General features: G+C 61.8%; 21 protein-coding genes. 6 read left to right on the top strand and 15 right to left on the bottom strand.

The window, feature by feature from the left end:
- Nucleotides 1-92 precede the first annotated feature (92 nt).
- A complete protein-coding gene (locus ACQZ5K_RS21390; RefSeq protein WP_448741340.1) occupies nucleotides 93-1,481 on the bottom strand; it encodes an MFS transporter in 1,389 nt (462 codons plus the stop codon).
- A 179-nt stretch (nucleotides 1,482-1,660) separates the two neighbouring features.
- On the opposite strand from ACQZ5K_RS21390, the gene ACQZ5K_RS21385 reads away from it, so the two are divergent.
- Nucleotides 1,661-1,909 (top strand): hypothetical protein, encoded by a 249-nt coding sequence (locus tag ACQZ5K_RS21385; protein ID WP_078051558.1) that lies wholly within the window; start codon nucleotides 1,661-1,663, stop codon nucleotides 1,907-1,909.
- On the opposite strand, the gene ACQZ5K_RS21380 is transcribed toward ACQZ5K_RS21385, so the two are convergent.
- The 8 genes from ACQZ5K_RS21380 to ACQZ5K_RS21345 form a co-directional block, all read right to left on the bottom strand.
- Nucleotides 1,906-2,271 carry a hypothetical protein gene (locus ACQZ5K_RS21380; RefSeq protein ID WP_003522317.1) on the bottom strand — a complete coding sequence of 122 codons (366 nt, stop codon included), beginning with the start codon at nucleotides 2,269-2,271 and terminating at the stop codon, nucleotides 1,906-1,908. The genes ACQZ5K_RS21385 and ACQZ5K_RS21380 overlap by 4 nt on opposite strands.
- Nucleotides 2,261-2,530 (bottom strand): ribbon-helix-helix domain-containing protein, encoded by a 270-nt coding sequence (locus ACQZ5K_RS21375; RefSeq protein ID WP_003522316.1) that lies wholly within the window; start codon nucleotides 2,528-2,530, stop codon nucleotides 2,261-2,263. Before ACQZ5K_RS21375 ends, ACQZ5K_RS21380 begins: the two co-directional genes overlap by 11 nt.
- 76 nt (nucleotides 2,531-2,606) lie before the next feature.
- Nucleotides 2,607-2,807, bottom strand: coding sequence for a heavy-metal-associated domain-containing protein (locus ACQZ5K_RS21370; RefSeq protein ID WP_080817386.1), 201 nt, complete (start codon nucleotides 2,805-2,807; stop codon nucleotides 2,607-2,609).
- Between the two features lie 53 nt (nucleotides 2,808-2,860).
- Nucleotides 2,861-3,283, bottom strand: coding sequence for a Cu(I)-responsive transcriptional regulator (gene cueR / locus ACQZ5K_RS21365; RefSeq protein WP_149742211.1), 423 nt, complete (start codon nucleotides 3,281-3,283; stop codon nucleotides 2,861-2,863).
- Nucleotides 3,280-5,862 carry a heavy metal translocating P-type ATPase gene (locus ACQZ5K_RS21360; RefSeq protein WP_448741338.1) on the bottom strand — a complete coding sequence of 861 codons (2,583 nt, stop codon included), beginning with the start codon at nucleotides 5,860-5,862 and terminating at the stop codon, nucleotides 3,280-3,282. Before ACQZ5K_RS21360 ends, cueR begins: the two co-directional genes overlap by 4 nt.
- Nucleotides 5,863-6,038: 176 nt before the next feature.
- The gene (locus ACQZ5K_RS21355; protein WP_448741337.1) at nucleotides 6,039-6,647 is read right to left on the bottom strand and encodes a class I SAM-dependent DNA methyltransferase; all 609 of its coding nucleotides are present in this window, start codon (nucleotides 6,645-6,647) and stop codon (nucleotides 6,039-6,041) included.
- A 41-nt stretch (nucleotides 6,648-6,688) separates the two neighbouring features.
- Nucleotides 6,689-7,513, bottom strand: coding sequence for a class D beta-lactamase (gene blaOXA / locus ACQZ5K_RS21350; RefSeq protein ID WP_448741336.1), 825 nt, complete (start codon nucleotides 7,511-7,513; stop codon nucleotides 6,689-6,691).
- A gap of 170 nt (nucleotides 7,514-7,683) precedes the next feature.
- The gene (locus ACQZ5K_RS21345) at nucleotides 7,684-8,175 is read right to left on the bottom strand and encodes a YcgN family cysteine cluster protein (RefSeq protein ID WP_003522310.1); all 492 of its coding nucleotides are present in this window, start codon (nucleotides 8,173-8,175) and stop codon (nucleotides 7,684-7,686) included.
- Between the two features lie 267 nt (nucleotides 8,176-8,442).
- On the opposite strand from ACQZ5K_RS21345, the gene ACQZ5K_RS21340 reads away from it, so the two are divergent.
- Nucleotides 8,443-10,635, top strand: a complete 2,193-nt coding sequence (locus tag ACQZ5K_RS21340; protein ID WP_065654209.1) for a transglycosylase domain-containing protein — start codon at nucleotides 8,443-8,445, stop codon at nucleotides 10,633-10,635.
- A 261-nt stretch (nucleotides 10,636-10,896) separates the two neighbouring features.
- Here ACQZ5K_RS21340 and ACQZ5K_RS21335 read toward each other — a convergent pair whose 3' ends face one another.
- Nucleotides 10,897-11,802 carry a LysR family transcriptional regulator ArgP gene (locus ACQZ5K_RS21335; protein ID WP_448741335.1) on the bottom strand — a complete coding sequence of 302 codons (906 nt, stop codon included), beginning with the start codon at nucleotides 11,800-11,802 and terminating at the stop codon, nucleotides 10,897-10,899.
- A 371-nt stretch (nucleotides 11,803-12,173) separates the two neighbouring features.
- Here ACQZ5K_RS21335 and ACQZ5K_RS21330 point away from each other — a divergent pair, with 371 nt between their 5' ends.
- The gene (locus ACQZ5K_RS21330) at nucleotides 12,174-12,782 is read left to right on the top strand and encodes a LysE/ArgO family amino acid transporter (RefSeq protein WP_127758196.1); all 609 of its coding nucleotides are present in this window, start codon (nucleotides 12,174-12,176) and stop codon (nucleotides 12,780-12,782) included.
- Here the strand turns inward: ACQZ5K_RS21330 and ACQZ5K_RS21325 are convergent.
- Nucleotides 12,779-14,167: a M20 family metallopeptidase gene (locus tag ACQZ5K_RS21325; RefSeq protein WP_448741334.1), complete on the bottom strand. Its 1,389-nt coding sequence runs from the start codon at nucleotides 14,165-14,167 to the stop codon at nucleotides 12,779-12,781. The two genes, ACQZ5K_RS21330 and ACQZ5K_RS21325, sit on opposite strands and share 4 nt — an antisense overlap.
- A gap of 111 nt (nucleotides 14,168-14,278) precedes the next feature.
- On the opposite strand from ACQZ5K_RS21325, the gene ACQZ5K_RS21320 reads away from it, so the two are divergent.
- Both ACQZ5K_RS21320 and ACQZ5K_RS21315 read left to right on the top strand, forming a co-directional pair.
- Nucleotides 14,279-14,866 carry a DUF1214 domain-containing protein gene (locus ACQZ5K_RS21320; protein ID WP_003522305.1) on the top strand — a complete coding sequence of 196 codons (588 nt, stop codon included), beginning with the start codon at nucleotides 14,279-14,281 and terminating at the stop codon, nucleotides 14,864-14,866.
- Nucleotides 14,859-15,407, top strand: a complete 549-nt coding sequence (locus ACQZ5K_RS21315) for a DUF1254 domain-containing protein (RefSeq protein WP_035261158.1) — start codon at nucleotides 14,859-14,861, stop codon at nucleotides 15,405-15,407. Before ACQZ5K_RS21320 ends, ACQZ5K_RS21315 begins: the two co-directional genes overlap by 8 nt.
- A 19-nt stretch (nucleotides 15,408-15,426) precedes the next feature.
- On the opposite strand, the gene ACQZ5K_RS21310 is transcribed toward ACQZ5K_RS21315, so the two are convergent.
- Nucleotides 15,427-15,615 carry a hypothetical protein gene (locus ACQZ5K_RS21310; protein WP_035261156.1) on the bottom strand — a complete coding sequence of 63 codons (189 nt, stop codon included), beginning with the start codon at nucleotides 15,613-15,615 and terminating at the stop codon, nucleotides 15,427-15,429.
- A 561-nt stretch (nucleotides 15,616-16,176) separates the two neighbouring features.
- Here ACQZ5K_RS21310 and ACQZ5K_RS21305 point away from each other — a divergent pair.
- A complete protein-coding gene (locus tag ACQZ5K_RS21305; protein WP_448741339.1) occupies nucleotides 16,177-17,112 on the top strand; it encodes a DUF2336 domain-containing protein in 936 nt (311 codons plus the stop codon).
- 56 nt (nucleotides 17,113-17,168) lie between these two features.
- On the opposite strand, the gene ACQZ5K_RS21300 is transcribed toward ACQZ5K_RS21305, so the two are convergent.
- From ACQZ5K_RS21300 to ACQZ5K_RS21290, 3 genes are all read right to left on the bottom strand, one after another.
- Nucleotides 17,169-17,522: a DUF1491 family protein gene (locus tag ACQZ5K_RS21300; RefSeq protein ID WP_059753859.1), complete on the bottom strand. Its 354-nt coding sequence runs from the start codon at nucleotides 17,520-17,522 to the stop codon at nucleotides 17,169-17,171.
- A gap of 262 nt (nucleotides 17,523-17,784) precedes the next feature.
- Nucleotides 17,785-18,684 carry a peptidoglycan-binding protein gene (locus ACQZ5K_RS21295; RefSeq protein ID WP_448741333.1) on the bottom strand — a complete coding sequence of 300 codons (900 nt, stop codon included), beginning with the start codon at nucleotides 18,682-18,684 and terminating at the stop codon, nucleotides 17,785-17,787.
- Nucleotides 18,656-20,188: a sensor histidine kinase gene (locus tag ACQZ5K_RS21290; RefSeq protein WP_448741332.1), complete on the bottom strand. Its 1,533-nt coding sequence runs from the start codon at nucleotides 20,186-20,188 to the stop codon at nucleotides 18,656-18,658. Before ACQZ5K_RS21290 ends, ACQZ5K_RS21295 begins: the two co-directional genes overlap by 29 nt.
- Nucleotides 20,189-20,542: the final 354 nt, after the last annotated feature.

The raw sequence follows: 20,542 nt of genomic DNA, 5'->3' as shown, positions 1-20,542 counted from the left end.
GGTTTCGGCATGACGAAAACTCCAGATGACAAAATCCAGAGTTCTATGAATCACATATCAGAGCTTAATTGAATCCTGAATGTCGATTGGACCTAGTGCCTTTCGCCCCGCAACCCGCTGGCGGTCATGATCGCCAGCAGCGATACGAGCACACCCAGCCCATAGAGATAAAGCATCGGCATCGTCACATCCGCCCGCTCGATCTGCCCTACCAGATCGGTGGCAGCGGCGACGGTGCCGCTGGCGCCCGCACCGGCGGCGGCGCCCAGCGTAGCGACCGTCGGCAGAAGCGCACCCGTCATCTTGCGTTCCTCTTCCGGCGCGGCCTCCATGGCGGCCTGGCTGATGCCGGCCCATGACATGCCGAAGGCAGAGCCTATCAGAATTTGCCCGACGAGCATTTCTCCCCAGTTGCCGGTCGCGAGCCCGAGCCCCAGCAGCGCGCAGCCCGGCACCATCTGGTAGGGGCCGTAATGCAGGCAAATCTCCCGGAGGCGGGCAGAACGCAGGCTGCCGATCAGCATCGCCACGAAGCTCCAGGCAAGCGGCATCGTCACCACGATGAAACCGGCAAAGGTCGGTTCCTGCCGCCAGAGATTGATGGCGACATAAGCAAGATAGACGCTGCCCAGCGCATGGGCATAGGACATCAGGAACAGCACCCAGAAACCGCTGCCGAGCACCGTCTTCAGCCGAAAGGAATCCTTCGGGAAAAGACCGATTGAAGGCCGGATGCCCGCACGCAGCGAGGCCCACAGCAGCGCCGCGCCCACCAGCAGGGAAAGAGCGCGCAGGCTCGCATCGTCGAAGGCGGAAGGCGCGGAAAACGCCAGGGCGCCGACAAGGCAAAGAGCCAACGGCACCAGCGGTTTACGCGTCGCCGCCACCGGCCGCTCGGCGGAGACGGCAATGGCGGTATAGGCCAGAAGCAGCAGGATCAGAGGCGCCGACAGCAGGAAAGTAGCGCGCCAGGAGATATGTTCGGTGGCGAAACCGCCGGTCAGCGGGCCGATGAAGGAGGCGACCGCCCAGATCGCCGCCTCGATGGCGAAGACCTTCGGCAACAGGCCGGAGCGGAAACCGGCGGGAATGAGGCTGTAGCACACGGCGACGATCAGCCCGTCCGCCAGCCCCTGCAAGGCGCGGCCGACGACGACCCACAAAAAGTCACCGGCGATTGCCGAGAGGACCGAACCGAGCGAAAAGATCAGGCAGCACAGAAGCAGGACGGCGCGCGCGCCGAAACGCTCGCGAAACAGGACGGCGGTGACGCCGCCCGCGACGGAACCGACGAAATAGAGACTATAGGCCCAGCTATAGAAGGCAGCGCCGCCGATTTCGTTGACGGCTACGGGCAAGGCCGTCACCACCGCGAACTGATTGAAAGCGTGCAGGCCGATACCGGAGGAAATGACGGTCAGAAGCGAGAGATTCGCCCCGCTCAGCAATTCGCTCCAGCCGTTTTTCTCCGTCATTTCCATACTCGACAAAACCGTATCCTTTCCATTTTTTCGGGTACGGCGGGCAAACTAGAACCTCAAGCGCCATTGAGGTCAAGACGGCTTTTTCACGCAATCCGGCCTGACGGAATTCAGCGGCAGCAGGAACCCTTCGCGCCTCCGGGCCGTTTGTGGAATGAACGGACAGAAAGGACACCGTCATGGACCGCGAGAAAATCCTGCCCCGCAACGAAGACGCCATGGATGAGGACCTGCTCGATCTTGATATCGACGCCCTTCCCGCCAAGGGAGAAATTCCGCAATCCATCGAACAGGAAATCGAGGAAGAAGAGGCAGAGAGCGAGGACGATCCCTATCAGGAAAGCGACGAGGCCCTGCCCGACGATGCCGAAGAACGGGTGATCGACCGCAATCCTTCGCGGGAGGGCGGGGCTTTCGACGAGGTTTAGGGAAGATTCAGGGCGCGACGGGACGAAAGGCGCGTGAGCATATGGCGTAGATGATCCTGCCCGCCGAAAAAGACCGCAAGAATACGCACGGTCTTTTCACCCTCATCGACATCGAAATAAAAAACAGCCTGATTTTTCGTTACCCGGCGAAGGCCGGGCAATATTTCGGGCAATAATGTCCCCTGAAAAGGCGCTTTGTGAAGCGCTTCCATATCCGCTTCAATTGACCCGACGCGTCGCGCAGCGCGCGCAAAAGCCCCAGGCAAGGCGTCGCCAAGGTCGAGATAGGACTGGATGAGATGATCGAGAATGAGGCCGAGGTCTTGATCCGTCTGTATCGAGCGCAGGACCTTAAAGGCCATAGCCGGCCTTCTTGGCTGCGATCATCGCTGCCGTTCTTTCCTTGCCGTCTTCCGCGGAAACGAAATCGCCCTGCCCTCGCTCGACAAGTAAATCGCGAAGCGCGGCAAGTTCGGCGTCCTTCAGTTCCGTTTCCTGCCGGAGCAGTTCCAGCCCACGCTGGACGACGGCACTGAGGCTGGCATAACGCCCTTCCTCCACCAGCCTGCGGGCGAAGCTGTCCTGCTGATCGGAGATGGAAACTGACGCCTTGACGGACATTGTGGTTACCTCTCCACAGGAAAGACGATGCTACTCAGTAGCATATCTCTCCTGCTCATTCCAGAGACGAAATGCTTCAACCCGCTCGTTCCGGCGAATAACCGGCTTCGCGGATCGCCGCTTCCGCAGTTGCGGCATCGCCCGTCACGGTCAGCCTGTGGGCATCGAGGTCGATGCTGACGGATGCGCCGGGAAGCGCCTCCGTGAGAGCGCCGCGCAGCGTCTTTTCGCAATGGCCGCAGGTCATGTCCGGAATGAGGAAAGTGGTTGCACTCATGGTTTTCTCCTTCTGGCCGGTCGTAATATTGTCGCGCCGGCTGTCATTAAAGGTCAGTGGGTTCGCGCGGGTCTGGCGTCGGTCTTATCCGCGCCCGCGAGATCGTCGAGGATGGGGCAATCGGGCCGGTGGTCGCCGCCGCAGCAATGGGCGAGATGGGAGAGCGTCTTTACCATGCTCTTCATCTCGGCGATCTTCTGCTCGAGATCGGCGATATGGACGAGCGCGATTTCCTTGACCGCCGAACTTTCGCGGGTCTTGTCCTGCCAGAGTTTCAGCAGCGTCTCGGTTTCTTCGAGCGAAAAACCGAGTGTGCGCGCCCGCTTGATGAAGCGCAGATTGTGCACGTCCTGCTCGCCATAGACCCGGTAATTATTGCCGGTGCGGGCGGCCGGCGTGATGAGGCCGATCTGCTCGTAATAACGGATCATCTTGGCGGAAACGCCCGATGCTTCCGATGCCTGGCCGATATTCATGACGTCACCTCCCGATGGGCCACCTTCGCCCGTTTCAACCGCAGCGCATTGGCAAGAACAAAGACGCTGGACAGCGCCATGGCGCCCGCGCCGATCATCGGCGACAGCGTGATGCCGAAGGCCGGATAAAGCACGCCCGCCGCGACCGGTATCAGCGCCGCATTATAACCAAAGGCCCAGAACAGGTTTTCCTTGATGTTGCGAATGGTCGCCCGGCTCATCTCGATGGCGTTGACTGCGCCCAGAAGATCGCCGCCGACCAGCACCACATCGGCGCTTTCAATGGCGACATCCGTTCCCGTGCCGACGGCGATGCCGATATCGGCTTCGGCGAGCGCCGGCGCATCGTTGATGCCGTCCCCCACGAAGGCCAGCACCTTGCCGCCTGCGCGCATCTCGTGGATCGCCTTCACCTTGCCCTCGGGCAGCACTTCGGCCACCACGCGGGAAATGCCGACCTGCAGGGCGATTGCATTCGCCGTGCGTTCATTGTCGCCCGTCACCATCGCCACTTCGATGCCCATCGCCTGCAGCGCCCTGATGGCGGTGACACTCGAGGGTTTCAGCGGATCGGCAACCGCAATCGCGGCCGCCAGCCTGCCGTCGATGGCGGCATAAAGCGGCGTCTTGCCCTCATCGCCCAGCCTTGCGGCGGCCTCAGCGAAGATATCCACGGAATGGCCGAGTTTGGCCATGTAACGATCCGCGCCGACTTCGACCCTGCGACCGTTGACGGTGGCGGCGATGCCGTAACCCGTCACGCTTTCGAAGTTTTCGACAGTCGCAGGTTCGAGTCCTGCAGGGGTCGCCACATTCTTTTCTTCTGCGGCCCGGACGATGGCTTCGGCAATCGGATGTTCCGAGCGGCCCTCGACGGCGGCGACCAGCGCCAGCACCTCGTTGTCGGCAAACCCTTCCGCAACCACCAGATCGGTCAGTTCCGGGCGGCCCTTGGTGACAGTGCCCGTCTTGTCGACCACGACGATCTGCGCCGAACGCAGTTCCTGCAGCGCCTGTCCCTTGCGGAACAGCACGCCAAGCTCCGCCGCCCGGCCGGTGCCGACCATGATCGAGGTGGGCGTGGCGAGACCCATGGCGCAGGGGCACGCAATGATGAGCACCGCCACGGCATTGACCAGCGCGAAAGTATAGGCAGGCTCGGGACCAAAGATCGCCCAGACGATGAAGGTCAGGACAGCGATTGCTATGACCACAGGCACGAAAAGCGCGGTGACGCGGTCCACCAGCAGCTGGATCGGCAGCTTGGATCCTTGCGCCTCCTCCACCATGCGGATGATCTGCGACAGCATGGTATCCGCGCCCACCTTGGTCGCCTTGAACTTGAAAGCGCCGGTCTTGTTGATGGTGCCGCCGACTACCGTTGCGCCGATGGTTTTTTCCACCGGCACCGGTTCGCCGGAGATCATGGATTCATCGACATAGGAGGAGCCTTCGACGACTTCGCCATCCACCGCCAGCCTTTCGCCGGGACGGATGACGACGATATCGCCGGCCACGAGGTCTTCGGGGGAAATATCGATGGTAGCGCCGTCGCGCTCCACCCGGGCGGTCTTTGCCTGCAGGCTCATCAGTTTGCGGATGGCGTCTCCCGTGCGGCCGCTGGCGCGGGCTTCGAGAAGCCGTCCGGTGAGGATCAGCGTCACGATAACGGTGGCCGCCTCGTAATAGACGAATTGCGCCTCTGCCGGCAGCAGATCGGGCGCGAAGGTTGCCACCACGGAATAGAGATAGGCCGCCGTGACACCCAGCGCCACCAGCGAGTTCATTTCCGGCGCGCCGCGCAGCAGGGCCGGAAAACCGGTCTTGAGAAAGCGCAGGCCCGGCCCGAAGATCACCGCGGTCGCCAGTGCGAAATAGATATAATAGAGGTTCTGAGTGTCGATGATGCTCATCAGCCAGTGATGCATCGGCTCATAGAGATGCCCACCCATTTCCAGCACGAAAAGCGGTGCGGTCAGGATCGCGGCAATCGTCAGGTCGCGCTTCAGCGCACCCTCTTCGCCGGCATGCTGCATATGGTCGTGGCCGCCGGCCTCGCCCGCCGCCATCTGGCCGTGGCCCTGATGATGTCCATGGTGCTGGCCGTGACCGTTGTGGGCGGAATGGTCGTGCGGTGTCGGCGTCTTCAGCGCAAAACCGGCGAGCTTTGCCGTTTCCACAAGCGCATCCCGTTCACGCCGGCCGCCAATCGTTTCCACGGAGGCCTTGCCGGAGGCAGCGTCGACCTTGACGGCGATTGTGGTGGCTACCGCTTCCAGAACGGCCTTCAGCCGCTCGGCCTCAGCCTCGCCCCGCAGGCCTTCCACCGCAAATTCGTGACGCTCCGGCGCGATATCGTAACCGACCTTCTTGATGGCGGCGCCAAGCGTTCTGGCCGAAAAACCCTCGGCCGGCTCGACGGTGAGCTTCTTCGTGGCGAAGTTCACGGAACTCGACATGACACCCGGCACCTTGGCCGCGGCCGTTTCCACCCGCCGCACGCAGGAAGCGCAGGTCATGCCTTCCACGGGAATGGAAACCGGTTCATGTCGATGGGCGTGTTTGACTGTCTCGTTCATGGGAAATCCCCTTTCGAGACCCTATGTAGAGATTCCCATGATGGGAAGGTCAAGGGAAGCGGAAACTTTTTTGTTGAACACACAATCGTGAGTGCAGCCCCCCGCTGCAAAAAAGGGCGTTCGCCACGATCATACAATCTGTGGACCCGCTACCGGGCGACGCCTGCCAGGCGCGTTCAGAGGGCGACACGTCTCGCCAGATAAACCGTGGCGCCGCCGCATTCGGGATCGTTGACGACATGATCGAGAAGCCGGAAACCGTGCGCGGCGAGCAGGCTTTCATATTCATCGCGTGCGAGGCTCGCATGATAAAGCGGCCGGCCCTGAAAGGTGCCGATCGCTTCCCCGTGATCCGGTCCGGCCGTGAACATCAACGCCGCGCCGTCATTGGCATGCTGGTGGAAAATGCCGAACATGCGGCGCTGATCCTCCACCGTCAGATGGAAAAAACTGTGCCACGCGATCAACCCGTCGAAGCGGCGGCCGAGGGCCAGCTTTCGCATATCCGCAACCGCCCAGAGGTTCCCGGGAAATCTCTTCCGGCAAAGCTCGACCAGCGGCAGGGACGCATCGATTCCCGTGACATCGTAACCGCTGGCGATGAAGTAGCCGGCGATCGGCTCAGCGGAACCGCAGCCAATATCGAGAATGGACGCACCCTTCGGCAAAAGCGAGATGAACCTGTCGAGCCAGGTTTTTTCGGCAAGGGAGCGTCCACGCTGCCTGTCGAAATCGACCCCGTGTTCATTGTAGATCGTGATGACGTCACGAGAGGCGTCCGGCATATGCTTTTCCTTTTCCGGCAGAGGTCATGCCGACTGCGCACTTACCGGTGCACGGCCAGACGGGGAATATCCCGCAGGAAGGCATCGCGCACGGCGGGGCCGAGCGGCTCGTCGGACGGTTTGTCGGAAACGCGCAATCTCGCAAAGACGATGTGCTGGCCTTCGCGCTCCGCCCAGCCGACGAACCAGCCGAAGGGGCGGTTGCGGTCGAGATTGCCCTTTTCATCGCGCATGTAGCCCGTGCCGGTCTTGCCATGCACCGCCCAGCTTTCCGGCGCATCGAAGACCGGCACGATTGCCCTGGTCTTGGCCTGCGCATCGCGCGAGACGGGCAGATTGCCGGCCAGAAGGCGGCGGAGGAAGCCGACCTGCTCCACCGGCGAGACCGTCAGCGACGATCCGAGCCAGGAATGGGTCAGGCCGTTATTCTTGCCCGGCTCGCCGGAAACATCGGCATTGCCGTAACCGAGGCGCTTCACATAGGCGGCGAATTTTTCCGGGCCGAGGCGGCGGGTGATTTCACGCGAATACCACAGCACCGAATCCTGCTCCCATATCGAGGGATCGACCGTCTTGCGGTCGGAGGCGCGCGCCTCCGTGCCGGGTTTCCAGTCCCAGGCGGGCGTCTTTTCATCCTGAAGAATGCCGGCGTCGTAACCGATCAGCGCCAGCGGCACCTTGAAGGTGGAGGCCGGCGCCACGCGCTGGTCGCAGGCGCCCTGCTGGTTGATGATGGCGCCGGTCTCGATGGAGGTGACCAGCGTGCATTCGAAGGCCTGGGGCTGTTGCTGGGCGTCAGCGGAAAACGGCAGGAGCCCCGGAAGGGCGAGGCATGAAAGAACGATGGCGGGCAGCCGATAGCGCATGCGTTTTGATGTCCCTCGTCCGCTTTTGCGGATCATTTGCCGGAATGGCCGGAAGCTGTCTTTGATTTCAGACAAGTCGTACCCCGAAACCGTGACACGCTTTCGGGCGACACTGCCTTAAGGGAACGATGGGGCAGGAATAGGACCAAAACGAAAATAGACGTTTTCCGTCACGTCCGTTCCTTTTCGCCCGCCCTCTCGCCGACCGTCTCACCCACTGTCAGAGGCCAGTCGACCACATAATCCTCGAAGTCGTCAACATCCACATCGGCCTCGCTGACGGTGCGGCCGCGGGCGGAAATGCCGGCCTGATGCACCGTTTCCGTATCGCCGGAAACGAGATAGTGCCACCAGTAGAGATCCTTGCCGTCGCGCACCAGCGCATAGGCGCAGGTGGGCGGCAGCCAGCCGATCTCATGCACCTTCTTCAGGTCGAGCTGGATACAGTCCGGCACGGTGGCGCGGCGGTTTTCGTAATCGGAGCATCGACAGCTCTCGCCGTCGAGCAGCACGCAGCGAACCGAGGTGAACACCACTTCGCCGGTGTCCCAGTCCTCCAGCTTGTTGAGACAGCACAGGCCGCAGCCGTCGCACAGGCTTTCCCATTCCTCGCCGGTCATCTCGGTCAGCGATTTGGTTTTCCAGAACGGCGCGTCATTCATCGTTAACATTTCCGTTTCATTTTGATCTCTTGGACGGGAGCGTTTAACCGGTCCCTAATCCTTTATATCGTATCGCCAACGGCTGGTTTGTACGATATTTTAGCATATTGGCAGGCGGCAGAGGGGTCATTGGCCCGCGAAAGGCCGCCGCGTCAAGCACTTCCGACATAACCATGCCACGGTTTTACGTCGGGAATGGGTCGAAGCGTAGAATATCCGGCAGACATATCGGTGGCCGCGTTGCGTTGAACAGGAAAACATCGCCAGGTGCAGGAAGAAAAAGACGATAAAAAAGGCCGTAAAAAACGGCACATCCTGCTCCGGATCGATAGCTTCATCGACTCCGGCCTGTGGACGGCTGCGGCAAGGCTGGTGGATTTCTGGGAAGACGTCACCATCGCCTCGCGCAAGCTGCATGTGCGCGGCTGGAAGAAGCTTCTCGTCAACCTCACCTGCGACGCGCTGACCTTCGGAACGGCGGGTTCCGTCGTGCTTCTGGCGCTCGCCATGCCCGCTTTCGAGGAAACCAAGAAGGACTGGCGCTATCGCGGCGATTTCGCCGTCACCTTCCTCGATCGCTACGGCAATACCATCGGCCATCGCGGCATCATTCATGAGGATTCCGTCCCGATCGACCAGATGCCGGATCATTTCATCAAGGCGGTGCTGGCGACGGAAGACCGGCGCTTCTTCGACCATTTCGGCATCGATTTCATCGGCCTTGCCCGCGCCATGAGCGAAAACGCCCGCGCCGGCGGCGTGGTGCAGGGCGGCTCGACGCTGACGCAGCAGCTCGCCAAGAACCTGTTCCTCACCAATGAGCGCTCGCTGGAGCGCAAGATCAAGGAAGCCTTCCTCGCGCTGTGGCTCGAGACCAACATGTCGAAGAAGGAAATCCTCAGCCTTTATCTCGACCGCGCCTATATGGGCGGCGGCACCTTCGGGGCGGCGGCGGCGGCGCAATTTTATTTCGGCAAGAACCTGACCGATGTGACATTGGCCGAATCCGCCATTCTGGCCGGCCTGTTCAAGGCGCCGGCCAAATATGCGCCGCATGTCAACCTGCCCGCCGCGCGTGCACGCGCCAACACCGTGCTTTCCAACCTGGTGCAGAGCGGGTTGATGACCGAGGGTCAGGTCATCGGCGCGCGGCGCAACCCGGCCACCGTCATCGACCGCGCCGATGTGAAGGCGCCGGATTATTTCCTCGACTGGGCTTTCGACGAAGTGCAGCGGCTGGCCGCCGAGGGCAAGTTCAAGGACCATACCGTGGTCGTGCGCACCACCATCGATACCGGTCTGCAGCAGGCGGCCGAACAGGCGATGGAAATGGGCCTGCGCGAATTCGGCGAAGGTTACCGCGTCAAGCAGGGCGCGATGGTGATGATCGAGAACGGCGGCGGCGTGCGCGCCATGGTCGGCGGGCGCGACTATGGCGAAAGCCAGTTCAACCGCGCCACGGCGGCGCTGCGCCAGCCCGGTTCCTCCTTCAAGGTCTATACCTACTCGGCCGCCATGGAAAAGGGCATGAAGCCGGAGACGCTGATCTCCGACGCGCCGGTGACCTGGCGCGGCTGGTCGCCGCAGAATTACGGCCGCTCCTATGCCGGCAAGGTGACGCTGCAGATGGCGCTCGCCAAGTCCTACAACACCGTGCCCGTGCGTCTTGCCAAGGACGTGCTCGGCACGCAGGTCATCGTCGACACGGCCAAGGCCATGGGTGTCGCAACACCGCTGCGCAGCGACAAGACCATTCCGCTCGGCACTTCGGAAGTGACCGTTCTCGACCAGGCCACCGCCTATGCCGTGTTCCCGGCCGACGGCATGCAGTCGCGCCGCCACGGCATCGAGCAGGTGCTGGATTACGAGGGCAATGTTCTCTACGATTTCAGCCACAACGAAGCGCCCGCCAAACGGGTGCTTTCCGAAGACGCCAATTCGAAGATGAACCAGATGCTGGTGACCATCCCGGTCATGGGCACGGCAAGGCGTGGCGCGCTGGATAACGGCATCGTTTCCGGCGGCAAGACCGGCACCTCGCAGGCCTATCGCGATGCCTGGTATGTGGGTTTCACCGGCAATTACACCACGGCCGTCTGGTTCGGGAACGACGATTTCACGCCGATGAACAACATGACCGGCGGCGCGCTTCCGGCCATGGCCTTCAAGCGGCTGATGGACTACGCCCATCAGGGCATGGAACTGCGGCCCATTCCCGGCATCCAGAACCCGCTGCCGACGGGCGCGCGCCCGCAGCCTTCGGCGGAAGTGGCGGCCGCAGCCACCAGCACCCCCGCCTTGCCGGCGCTCACCCGCCCGCGCTCGCTCTCGGCCGAGGCAACGCGTGTGATCCGCTCTATCGCCAAGAAAATGAAGGACGCTTCGGCCTTGAGTGTGACGACGCAGAAGGTGGCGGATGCGTCCTTGCGCGAGGGCGCGGAGGATGCGGCGCGGCGGTGAGGTTGCGGCGCATTGCCTGAAGATTCTGTCGGAGTGTGTGGCTCACCCCCCTCTGCCCTGCCGGGCATCTCCCCCACAAGGAGGGAGATCGGCCAGACGCTTTACAACCACTTCAATCTCAAACGTTGAGATGGGCGAGACATAGCCTCGGGTCGATCTCCCCCCTTGTGGGGGAGATGTCCGGCAGGACAGAGGGGGGTAAGCGTCACGCTCCCCGTCTCTACAATCGGAAAACCGCGATCCCGCCCGGCGCAAGATGCTTCACGGCATCGGGATCAACACCGCCCTCGCCGTCTCCACCACATGCGACGTCAACACCCCCAGCCGCTCCGCCGCGAGCCGGTTGACCTGCCAGTAAAGCGGAATATCGAGCGGCGTGCCGGGAACGACCTCCACCAGCCTGCCCGTCTTGAGGTGATCCCCCACAAGCTGCACCGGGTTGAGCCCCCAGCCCATGCCGGAAAGGCTCGCCTTCACGAAACCGTCGGTCGAGGGCAGCCAGTGCGTGGGATAGGCGATTTCCTCGCCCAGCACCTTCCTGACCCAGCTCGCCTGCAGCCTGTCCTTCTGGTTGAAGGTGAGCCCCGGCGCGCGGGCAAGGGCGGCGGGCGTGACGCCTCCGGCGAAATGGCGGGCCATGAAATCCGGGCTGGCGGTGGCGTGATAGCGCAGCACGCCGAGGGCCAGGACCCGGCAGCCCTGCACCGCCTTGGCATGGGCGGTGACGGCGGCAAGCACCCTGCCGCCGCGCAGCCATTCCACCGTGTGGTCCTGATCGTCCACCGCAATATTGACGAGATAATCGCTGCCGCCGGTGAATTTCGAAACCGCATCCAGAAACCATGTGCCGAGGCTGTCGGCATTGGTGGCGATGTTGAGCGTCACGCGCTCCTGTGCTGCGCCCGCTTCCGCCAACGCCGGAAGCTGGCGGAACAATTCGCTTTCCAGCATGCCGACATGATCCATGTGACGGCACAGCCATTCGCCCTTTTCCGTCGCCACGCACGGGTTGCCGCGCACGATCAGCACCACGCCCAGCCGCTCCTCCAGTTGCTTGATGCGCTGGGAGACGGCCGACGGCGTGACGCACAGCACCTGCGCCGCCTTTTCGAAACTGCCGGTTTGAGCAACGAGCGCCACGGCCCGCATGGAGGGATAATCGAGCATTACGGCACCTCATGCAGGGTTAGGAGGTAGCGGGAGGGCCCTGGAAGCCATGGGCGACGGCCTCTCCTTCCCTCATTCCTGTGCTTGTCACAGGAATCCAGTCGACGCACGTCTGTGCGGCGGAAGAGTCTTTTCAGCCCAAAGGCTTGGGCTGGCTGGATTCCAGTGACAAGCACAGGAATGAGGGTGGAGAGATGGCAACGTCGCGGAAAATCAAGAGGTTGAAGAGAGAAGTGCGCCATTAGCTCAGCTTATCTGGATTGAGTTTATTTAACTGGATTAAACTATCTGGCGGAAATATCCAAGCACTCGGTCTGGAAGCAACGCTTTCGGCCATTCCACAATGGACAGAGGCAGGAGCCGCGACGCGCATGGACATCCAGATCTTCTTCACCGGCCTGACGATGGGCCTCAGCCTCATCGTCGCCATCGGCGCGCAGAATGCCTTCGTTCTGAAGCAGGGGCTGGCGCGCTCGCATGTGTTTGCCGTCTGCGCCACCTGCGCCATTGCCGATGCGCTGTTGATTACCGTCGGGGTTTTCGGTTTTCAGCGGATCAGCGCCATCATGCCGGCGCTCGATCCCATCATGCGTTATGCGGGAGCCGCCTTCCTCATCTGGTATGGCGCCAAAAGCCTGCATTCGGCGCTGCGCTCCTCCGAGGCGCTTTCGGTGGCGGAGCGGCAGGAGGCGAGCCTGTGGCAGACGCTGGCCATCTGCCTTGCGCTGACCTTTCTCAATCCGCATGTCTATCTCGATACCGTCGTGCTGCTCGGCACCATTTCCACGCAGTTTCCCGGCTTCGAAAAAACCTTCGCGGCGGGCGCGGCCACCGGCTCGCTGGTGTTCTTCTTTTCACTGGGTTATGGCGCGCGCTGGCTGCGGCCGATCTTCGAAAAACCCTCCGCCTGGCGCATTCTCGAAGGTGTCATCGCCGTCACCATGTGGGCCATCGCCTTCAAGCTCATCATGGGCGCCTAAAGCGGCGGCGTATCGCCCTCTCCGATATCCCAATAGAGCCCGGCCATAAGGGTAAGCGCCTCGCGGGCGATCTCCTTCGGCAAATGTTCGTTCGGCGCATGCTGCGAGCAGCCGGGATAGGAATGCGGCACCCAGATGGTGCGCAGTTTGAGGATATCGGCAAAGATATCATTGGGCAGCGAACCGCCGAGATTGGGCAGAAGCGCCGGTTTTCTGCCCGTTGTACGCGCAATGGAGCGCAGCGTGAAATTCACCCATGGATCCTGCGGATCGAGCCGGGTGGCGCGGAAAATCTCGTCGCCGGCAGGCGCGATTTCCACCGTGGCGAAACCCTGCCGGTCGAGGTGACGCCGCACGGCGGGCAGAACCGCTTGCGGATCGATACCGACGACGAAGCGCAATTGCAGCCGCGCCCATGCCCGTGGCGGAATGGCGTTGACCGGCGCACGCGGATTGCCGGTCTCGAAAGCCAGCACTTCCAGCGCGCACCAGCCGAAAACCCGCTCGGCGGTGGAAAGGCCGGGCTCGCCCCAGTCCGGATCGATCTTCGGGCCGTCCGGCCCGCCATCGATTTCACAATCGGCAAGGGCCTCACGCACCGCTTTCGGCAATTCATCCGGCACCAGTTCCGGCACGCGGATCTGGCCGGTCGGGCCGACAAGGCTTGCGACGGCATGGGCCAGTTGCACGCCGGGATTGGAGAGCGCCCCGCCCCAATTACCGGAATGATGGCCGCCCTCACGCGCCTCGATCACCAGATCGAAGGTAATGCCGCCCCGCGCGCCGAGAAAAACAGTCGGCCGTTCCGCATTCAGGCGCGGGCCGTCGGAAGCGATCAGAAGATCGGCTTTCAGCCGCTCGCCATGGTTCCGGCAAATCTCCCTCAGGCCGGGGGAGCCCCTCTCCTCGCCCATCTCGATCAGATATTTGGCGTTGAAACCAAGCCTGCCGCGTGTCTCGAGCACGGCCTTCAACGCCGCCATATTGACCGAATGCTGCCCCTTGTTGTCGGCGGTGCCGCGCCCATACCACCTGCCATTGCGCTCAGCCATCACAAAGGGCGAAAGCCCCTCGGCCCAGCCCTCGTCCTGACCGCGCACCACATCCCCGTGGCCGTATCCCAACACGGTCGGCAGAGCGTCTCCCTCGAAACGCTCGGCGATCAGAAACGGCAAATCCGCCGTCGGGTCACGCAGGATGGTGCAGGAGAAACCCATGGCGGCGAAAGCGGGCAACATTTCCTGTTCCAGATAAAGCGTCAGCTCCTCGCCCTGCTCCTCATTCTGGCTTTCGGTCCGTCGCAAAACGCGTCGCGACAAATCCCGCTCGAAGCTGCCATCGTCGAAACAGGCGGCGGCACGGTCGATTGCGGATTGTCGCGACATGATGGAATATCCCCGGTTGTGATCATTTTCACGGAGAGTAAACAAGCCGCGCCATTTTCCAAACAGGGAATCAGTGATAGTCCTCGACCTGTTCATAAACGGGAAAACAGCGTGTTCCGAGTTCCATTCCTTGTCGGCATCGCCCTTCTGATCGCCTTTGGCGGCGGTATTGCCGCGACGCTGGCAGCCCTTGAGGCGACATCCGGCTTTGGATCGATCCGCATCGGCTCCTGGGATGCCTTTCCCGAAGCGCAGACGATCGAGGCCGATCCTTACGCCAAATCGCACCGCGCCGATGCCGGCAAGCTGCTTTACGGAACCGCGGAAGGGCTGGCTTTTACCGCCTCCGTCGACAGCGATGGACAACGTCTGAGTGGCGAATGCCGCTACCGGCTGGCCGGCGCCGTGCCGCCTGCACGTTTCTGGACGATTTACACCGCCGATCAGCAGGGCAATGTGCTGGCGGAGGATGCGGGGCGGCCCTTCGCGCTGAATTCCCGCACGCTTTTGCGCAGCGCCGATGGCGGCATCGACATCACCATCGCCGCTGACGCCCAGACCTATAATTGGCTGTCGGTGCCGCAGGGCCAGACTTTCAGACTGGTCATGACCCTGCTCGACACGCCCGTCGCGGGCAGTTCCGGCCTGATCGATATTTCCATGCCGCAAATCCGCAAGCTGGGGTGTGGCAATGCTTAGGGTCCTGCTCGCCATCCTCACCGGTCTCGTCGGCGCAGCCGTGCTGCATGTCATCATTCTTCTGGCGATACCGCATTTCAGCAATCGCGACGCCTATACGCGCGCGGTGGCGGAAGGAAAGCCGCATCAGTTTCATCTGCTCGAAGAGACGACGGAGAAAAAGACGCTCGGCAGCGGCGATCCCTTCATGCGGGTCGCGGTCTGCACCTTCGATATCGAGGACAAGCCGGTCAGGCTCACCGCCATCGGGGCCGTGCCCTTCTGGTCGGTCGCGGTTTACGACAAGGCCTCGAATGAGGTGTTCAGCATGAATGACCGCACGTCCGCCGGCGGGGTGATGGATATTCTGGTGGCGGATGCGGTGCAGATCGCCGCCATCCGCAAGGCGCAGCCACCCGCGCTTTCGCAGGCCATTCTGGCGGAATCGGATCAGACGGAAGGATATGTGGTGTTGCGGACCATGGTGCCGCAGCCGAGTTTCGGCGAAGAGGCGGAACGGTTCCTGAACGAGGCGAAATGCCAGCCGACGGCGTGGAAATAACGTCGGTTATTCTCTGCAGTCAGGATTTGAGGGCGGTTTCCGCTGCGGATTTGCCCTTGCGCGCGACTTTGCCGGTCGGCTCGGTATCGCGTTTTTCATAGCGCACGCCGGTAAACAGCACGACTTTCGCCGGGCCGATCACCGTTGCCACCGCGCCGGCGGGGCGCAGGCTTCGTCGGGCGTCGCCGATTGGAATAATCTCTGCCATGCTCATCTCCTCTTCGGGACATGATTGTCAATGTTGCCCATGGGAACCGCGCAAGCCTCGTCTTGCGTCGGGAATTTCATCACCATCACATTGCGCATAGGCCAGTCCACAGACTGGTTTTCGCACGATCCAAAAATCCAAAGCGATTCTTATAAGGGGATCGTGCGCAGATTCAGGCTTCGCATGCCATTTTTGCATTTATTCCGTCGATAAGAATAACATGGAATCCTAATACTGCCCATGAAATTACAAACAGACAGAGGTTAATGATCCGTTAACCTTAATTGCCGGACCGCAACTTATTCCGGCCGGAGCCGCACCCCTTGAAAACAAAGGCGATGCGGTAAAGTTCCACGGCATTTTATCCGTCATCAAGGTTTTAAAATTTCCTTGTTGATAGAGGCGGATTCTCTCTTGCCACCCCCCATAGTTAACAGGACGTCAACGCATTTGCTCTAATTTGAGCCGATATTGTGTTTGCGTTTGTTGGGTAGTGCGTTGACCGACCGGTTTCGAGAACTTGAGAGGCCAAGAGCCGTGAGGAAGAAAGATGTGGTGCTGATGGCCACCGTGACGAATTTCGAGAATGTCTCCCATCCGTCAAAAACGGACCTTCGGCAGTTCGCCGAACTTTTCATGCCGCTTTTCAACGCCTCCACCGACGAAGCCAAGCGGGAGGCCATCGCCGCGCTCTCCCAGCATCCGAGCGTGCCTTCGGCTGTCGCCTTCTTCATCGCCTGCCAGCCGATTTCGCTTGCGGCGCCCTTCCTCATTTCCTCCAAATGCCTCGATGACGATACGCTGATCACCATTGCCCGCACGCAAGGGGCGGCGCATGCGCGCGCCATCGTGCGCCGCGAAGACCTCTCCCCCACCGTCATCGACGCGCTTGTCGGGCTGCGTCACGCCGAAGATCTGAAGCGGCCGGATGAACAGACGACGGCTGCCGAACCGCAGGCGGCGGAAAGCCCTGAAGAGCCGAAAGCGGAAGTAAAGACGGACAACATCGCCGCCGCTTCCGCACTCGAAGAGGAAATGCGCCAGCGGATCAAGCAGATGGCGCATCACCTCAACCGCCCGGAAAGCGACGTTCTCGGCCTTCGCCGGTTGAGCGAGGTGCAGGAAGCGCTGCTGGTGCGTTTCGCCCGCGAGCGCAATGCCCGGCAATTCGCCGTGGCGCTGGCGGATTCTCTCTCCTCCAGCTACTGGCTGTCGGAGCGCATCATGCTCGATATATCAGGCGCACAGCTGGCAACGACGCTGACCGGCCTTGGCATGGAATTTTCCGAGGCGGCTTTCGTGCTGCAATGTTTCTATCCGCATCTTTCCGCTGCCGAAGGTGATATGAGCCGTGCTGAAGCCCTGCTCGACCGTCTCGACATCGTGGAATGCGAAGAGCGGCTGGAAAGCTGGCGGCGGGCCGACAGCTATACGCATGGCCGCGAACGGCCGGACCGCAGCGCACCGGCTGCGCAGAGAACCGGGACGCAAGGGTAAGCGCGGCTGGTCTTGCATCTTCACGGCTTGAAGAAGCGGGCCATTGCCGGACGATTCTAGGCCTTGGGCTGATCCACCAGCGTCAGCAGAGTCCCGATCTCATCGGTTTCGATCTCCACCACCCACAGATCGCTGTCGAAGCGTCGTTCCCTCTCAAGAAGAGCGGCGCTTTCCTCACCATCCGCACCGGCAAGGCGCGTTTCGAAGCGGCGCTCGGCGCGGATGTCCTCGTCATCGGCAAAGCTCTGTGGCGCGGGTCCATAGAGATTTTCGCGGCCATCGCGCAGGCGCTGGCGAATGAAAATCGCCCCCGCCTCCTCCGCCCCCTTCTTTTCGACAGCCGCAAATCCGCCGGCGGCAAAGACGCGGCGGATGAGGGCTGAGACGAACATTTCGGACTTGAGGCGCATGGGGTGCTTTCGATGGAAATGGTGGGGTGGGCTTCTCAATGTTGGTTTTAGGCGGACGAAGGTGCGCGGGGCTTTACCCCCCTCTGCCCTGCCGGGCATCTCCCCCTCAAGGGGGGAGATCGGCAAGAGGCTCTTTCGCGGCTTCATTCTCAAACGTTGAGATGGGCGAGACCTTGCCACAGATCGATCTCCCCCCTTGAGGGGGAGATGCCCGGCAGGGCAGAGGGGGGTAAGCCCCACGCACCTCAGCCGCTGTCAAAATCTAAAGCGCCCCGATCGACTTCAGCTTCTTCAACACAGCCTCGCTCGGCTCACCGGTTTCCGGCAGGCGATAGTGCTTCTCAAAGGCGCGGATGGCATTGCGGGTCTGCTGGCCGGCCACGCCGTCCACCTTCACGTCGGCATAGGCGATATTGATCAGCCCCTGCTGGATCTTGGCGATCAGATCGCGGCTTGCCGGTTTGGCCGCGCTGTTGAGAGAGGCCGGTTCGGCCTTCGGGCGCGGCGCTTCCGCCTTGCGGATGGCGGCGGCCACGGGGTCGATCTCGACGCCGCCGCTCGTATCGGCAGGCCGATCCCTGGGGATCGCGGCAACCGTTGCGCCATCGATCCGGAGTGCCGCCAGCACGCGGGTCGTTGGCTCCCCGGTCTGCTCCATGCCGAGCGTTTCTTCGAAGAACATGATGGCGGCGGCGGTGCGCGGGCCCATGCGGCCATCCGCCTCGCCTTCGTAAAGCCCGCGTTTCTTCAGTTCGGCCTGAATATCGGCAACGATCTGCTGCGGTTTCTGGCTTTCGGCGGCGGGTTGCGCCGGCGTTTCGGCCGCTGGCTGTTGCGCCGTTTCCGTCTCTGCCGGTCGTTCTATGCGAAAAGTGGTGACGTTGCCGTGCGTGCCGAGCGGTTCGGCCGGGCGATAACCGGCAATGCCGTTGGGGTTTTCCGCATCGCGCGTGCGCAGGAAAGGCGACGGGTGCACGCCCGGCTGATACCAGAGCGCATTGGCGGCGACAAAACCGAAGACGACCGCGAAGGCGCCGCAGCTGCCGACCAGTTTCGGATGGCGCAGGATTTCGCGCCCGATGGCCGAAACCACCAAGGAAACAATCCCGGCGCCAATCTGGGCCGTTGTTTTCTTAGGCGATTTTCGCTTTCGCGGGGCCATCGTCACCATCCTTTTTCATCATTGCGGCCATATCGCCGAGCTGCCGGATGCGCGGCGGAAATTCCACCATGCTTTCGGCTTCGGCGCTTTCGCCGCCACCCGCCATGCCCGAACCGTCGGCAGGCAGGGTGATCGTTACGACCGTTCCCTCACCGGGCTTGCTGGCGATGGCGAAAGTGCCGCCATGCAGTGCCACAAGCCCCTTGACGAGGGACAATCCCAGACCCGTGCCCTCATAGCGACGGGTATATTCATTCTGAACCTGCATGAAAGGCTGGCCCAGGAGCTCGATCTTGTCGGAAGCGATGCCGATGCCGGTATCGCTCACCGTCAGCTTCAGCATCGCGCCCTCACGCGCGGCGTCGATCGACACCACACCACCGGCATCGGTGAATTTTATGGCGTTGCCGGCGAGATTGATGAGAACCTGCCGGATGGCGCGCTGATCGGCCGAGATTTCGCCAATGCCACGCTGGATGCGGCTGGTCAAAGTCAGGCCTTTTTCCTTCGCCTGCAGGCCGAGCATGGCCTCGCAGGACGAGATGGTTTCGGCAATCGGGAAGCTTTCCATCATCAGCTCGTAACGGCCGGCTTCCAGCTTGCTCATATCGAGCATGGTGTTGACGACGGACAGAAGATGGGCGCCGGACTGGCGGATCAGGCCGACATATTCCCGCTGGCGGTCGTTCTCCAGCCGGCCGAAATATTCGCCGGCCAGAATATCGGAAAATCCGAGGACGGCGTTGAGCGGCGTGCGCAGTTCGTGGCTGACGGCGGCGAGAAAGCGGGATTTCGCATCATTGGCCGATTCCGCCTCGGCCGCCTTGCGGGCGACATCGCGGCGCAGGCGTTCCATCTCGGTGACATCGGAAAGCTGGGCGACGATGCGGCGCAGCCGGCCGGCCGCGCTGCGGATCGCCGTCATCTCGATACGCGCATGCATGAACTGCGCCTGACGCGATTTCGCACCGGTCTCGAAGCGGAGTTCGGCGGTTGCCCTGTCCTCGCCCTGCCGCAGCAGGTCGAAAGCCTGCATCAGTTCAATACGGTCCGAGACATAGACATATTCAACGAGGGAATGGCCCTTGCTGGCCTGAAGATCGGCTGGGAAGGTCGTAAGATCACGCCCGGAGACGTGTTCGACGAAGCCGGTTTCACCGATCATGAGCACGAGGCCCGGCACCTGCGAAGCGGCGATCAGGTCGTTATCGCCAGACGCGGCGGAAAAGGAGGAGGCACCGCGCGCGGGACGCGAAAAGGCAATCAGCAATGCTGCGGCGGCCAGAAACAGCGCCAGCACCAGGGCAGCGCCGATGGGCAGCGCAATGGCGGGGCTGAAAACGAGGCTGAAGAGGGCTGGTACCACCAGAAGTCCGACGGCGCTGAAGGCGATCAGCCGGCGCAGGCGCGCAACGGTTCCGGCGCGCCTTTCGGCGTCCTCTTCCATGCGCGCAAGCCATCTGCCTGCGGCATGGTCGACCAATGCGACCGCTTTTTCTCTCATATTACGCAATACCAACACCGAATCCCTGAGGCGGTTCTAACGGCTCCGACAATAGAAGGCGGCGGCTTAAGGAATGGATAAAAAGAATGGCCTCAAAGGCCCGTCAAATGCCTCGCAGTCCCATTACGGGGCATTTCTTCGAAGCTTTGCCAATCATGGTTAATGACGGGTAAGCGACGGATTTCGCTTCATTTTTGCCATCGCGTTAACTTTTGTGGCAAAGCTTTCCGCCGCTTTGCCCCGGAACGCGCGGCCTCTGTCGCAATTATGCTTAACATGGACTGTTAAAATGCGAATGAATTGGTGGCAGGCGTCCCGATACGAGGAGAATAGATACAATTTGAATTAAATTGC

The sequence above is a fragment of the Agrobacterium sp. 22-226-1 genome (assembly GCF_053522345.1).
The sequence above is the reverse complement of the archived record's forward strand: the minus strand, read 5'-3'. Positions and strand labels throughout refer to the sequence as shown.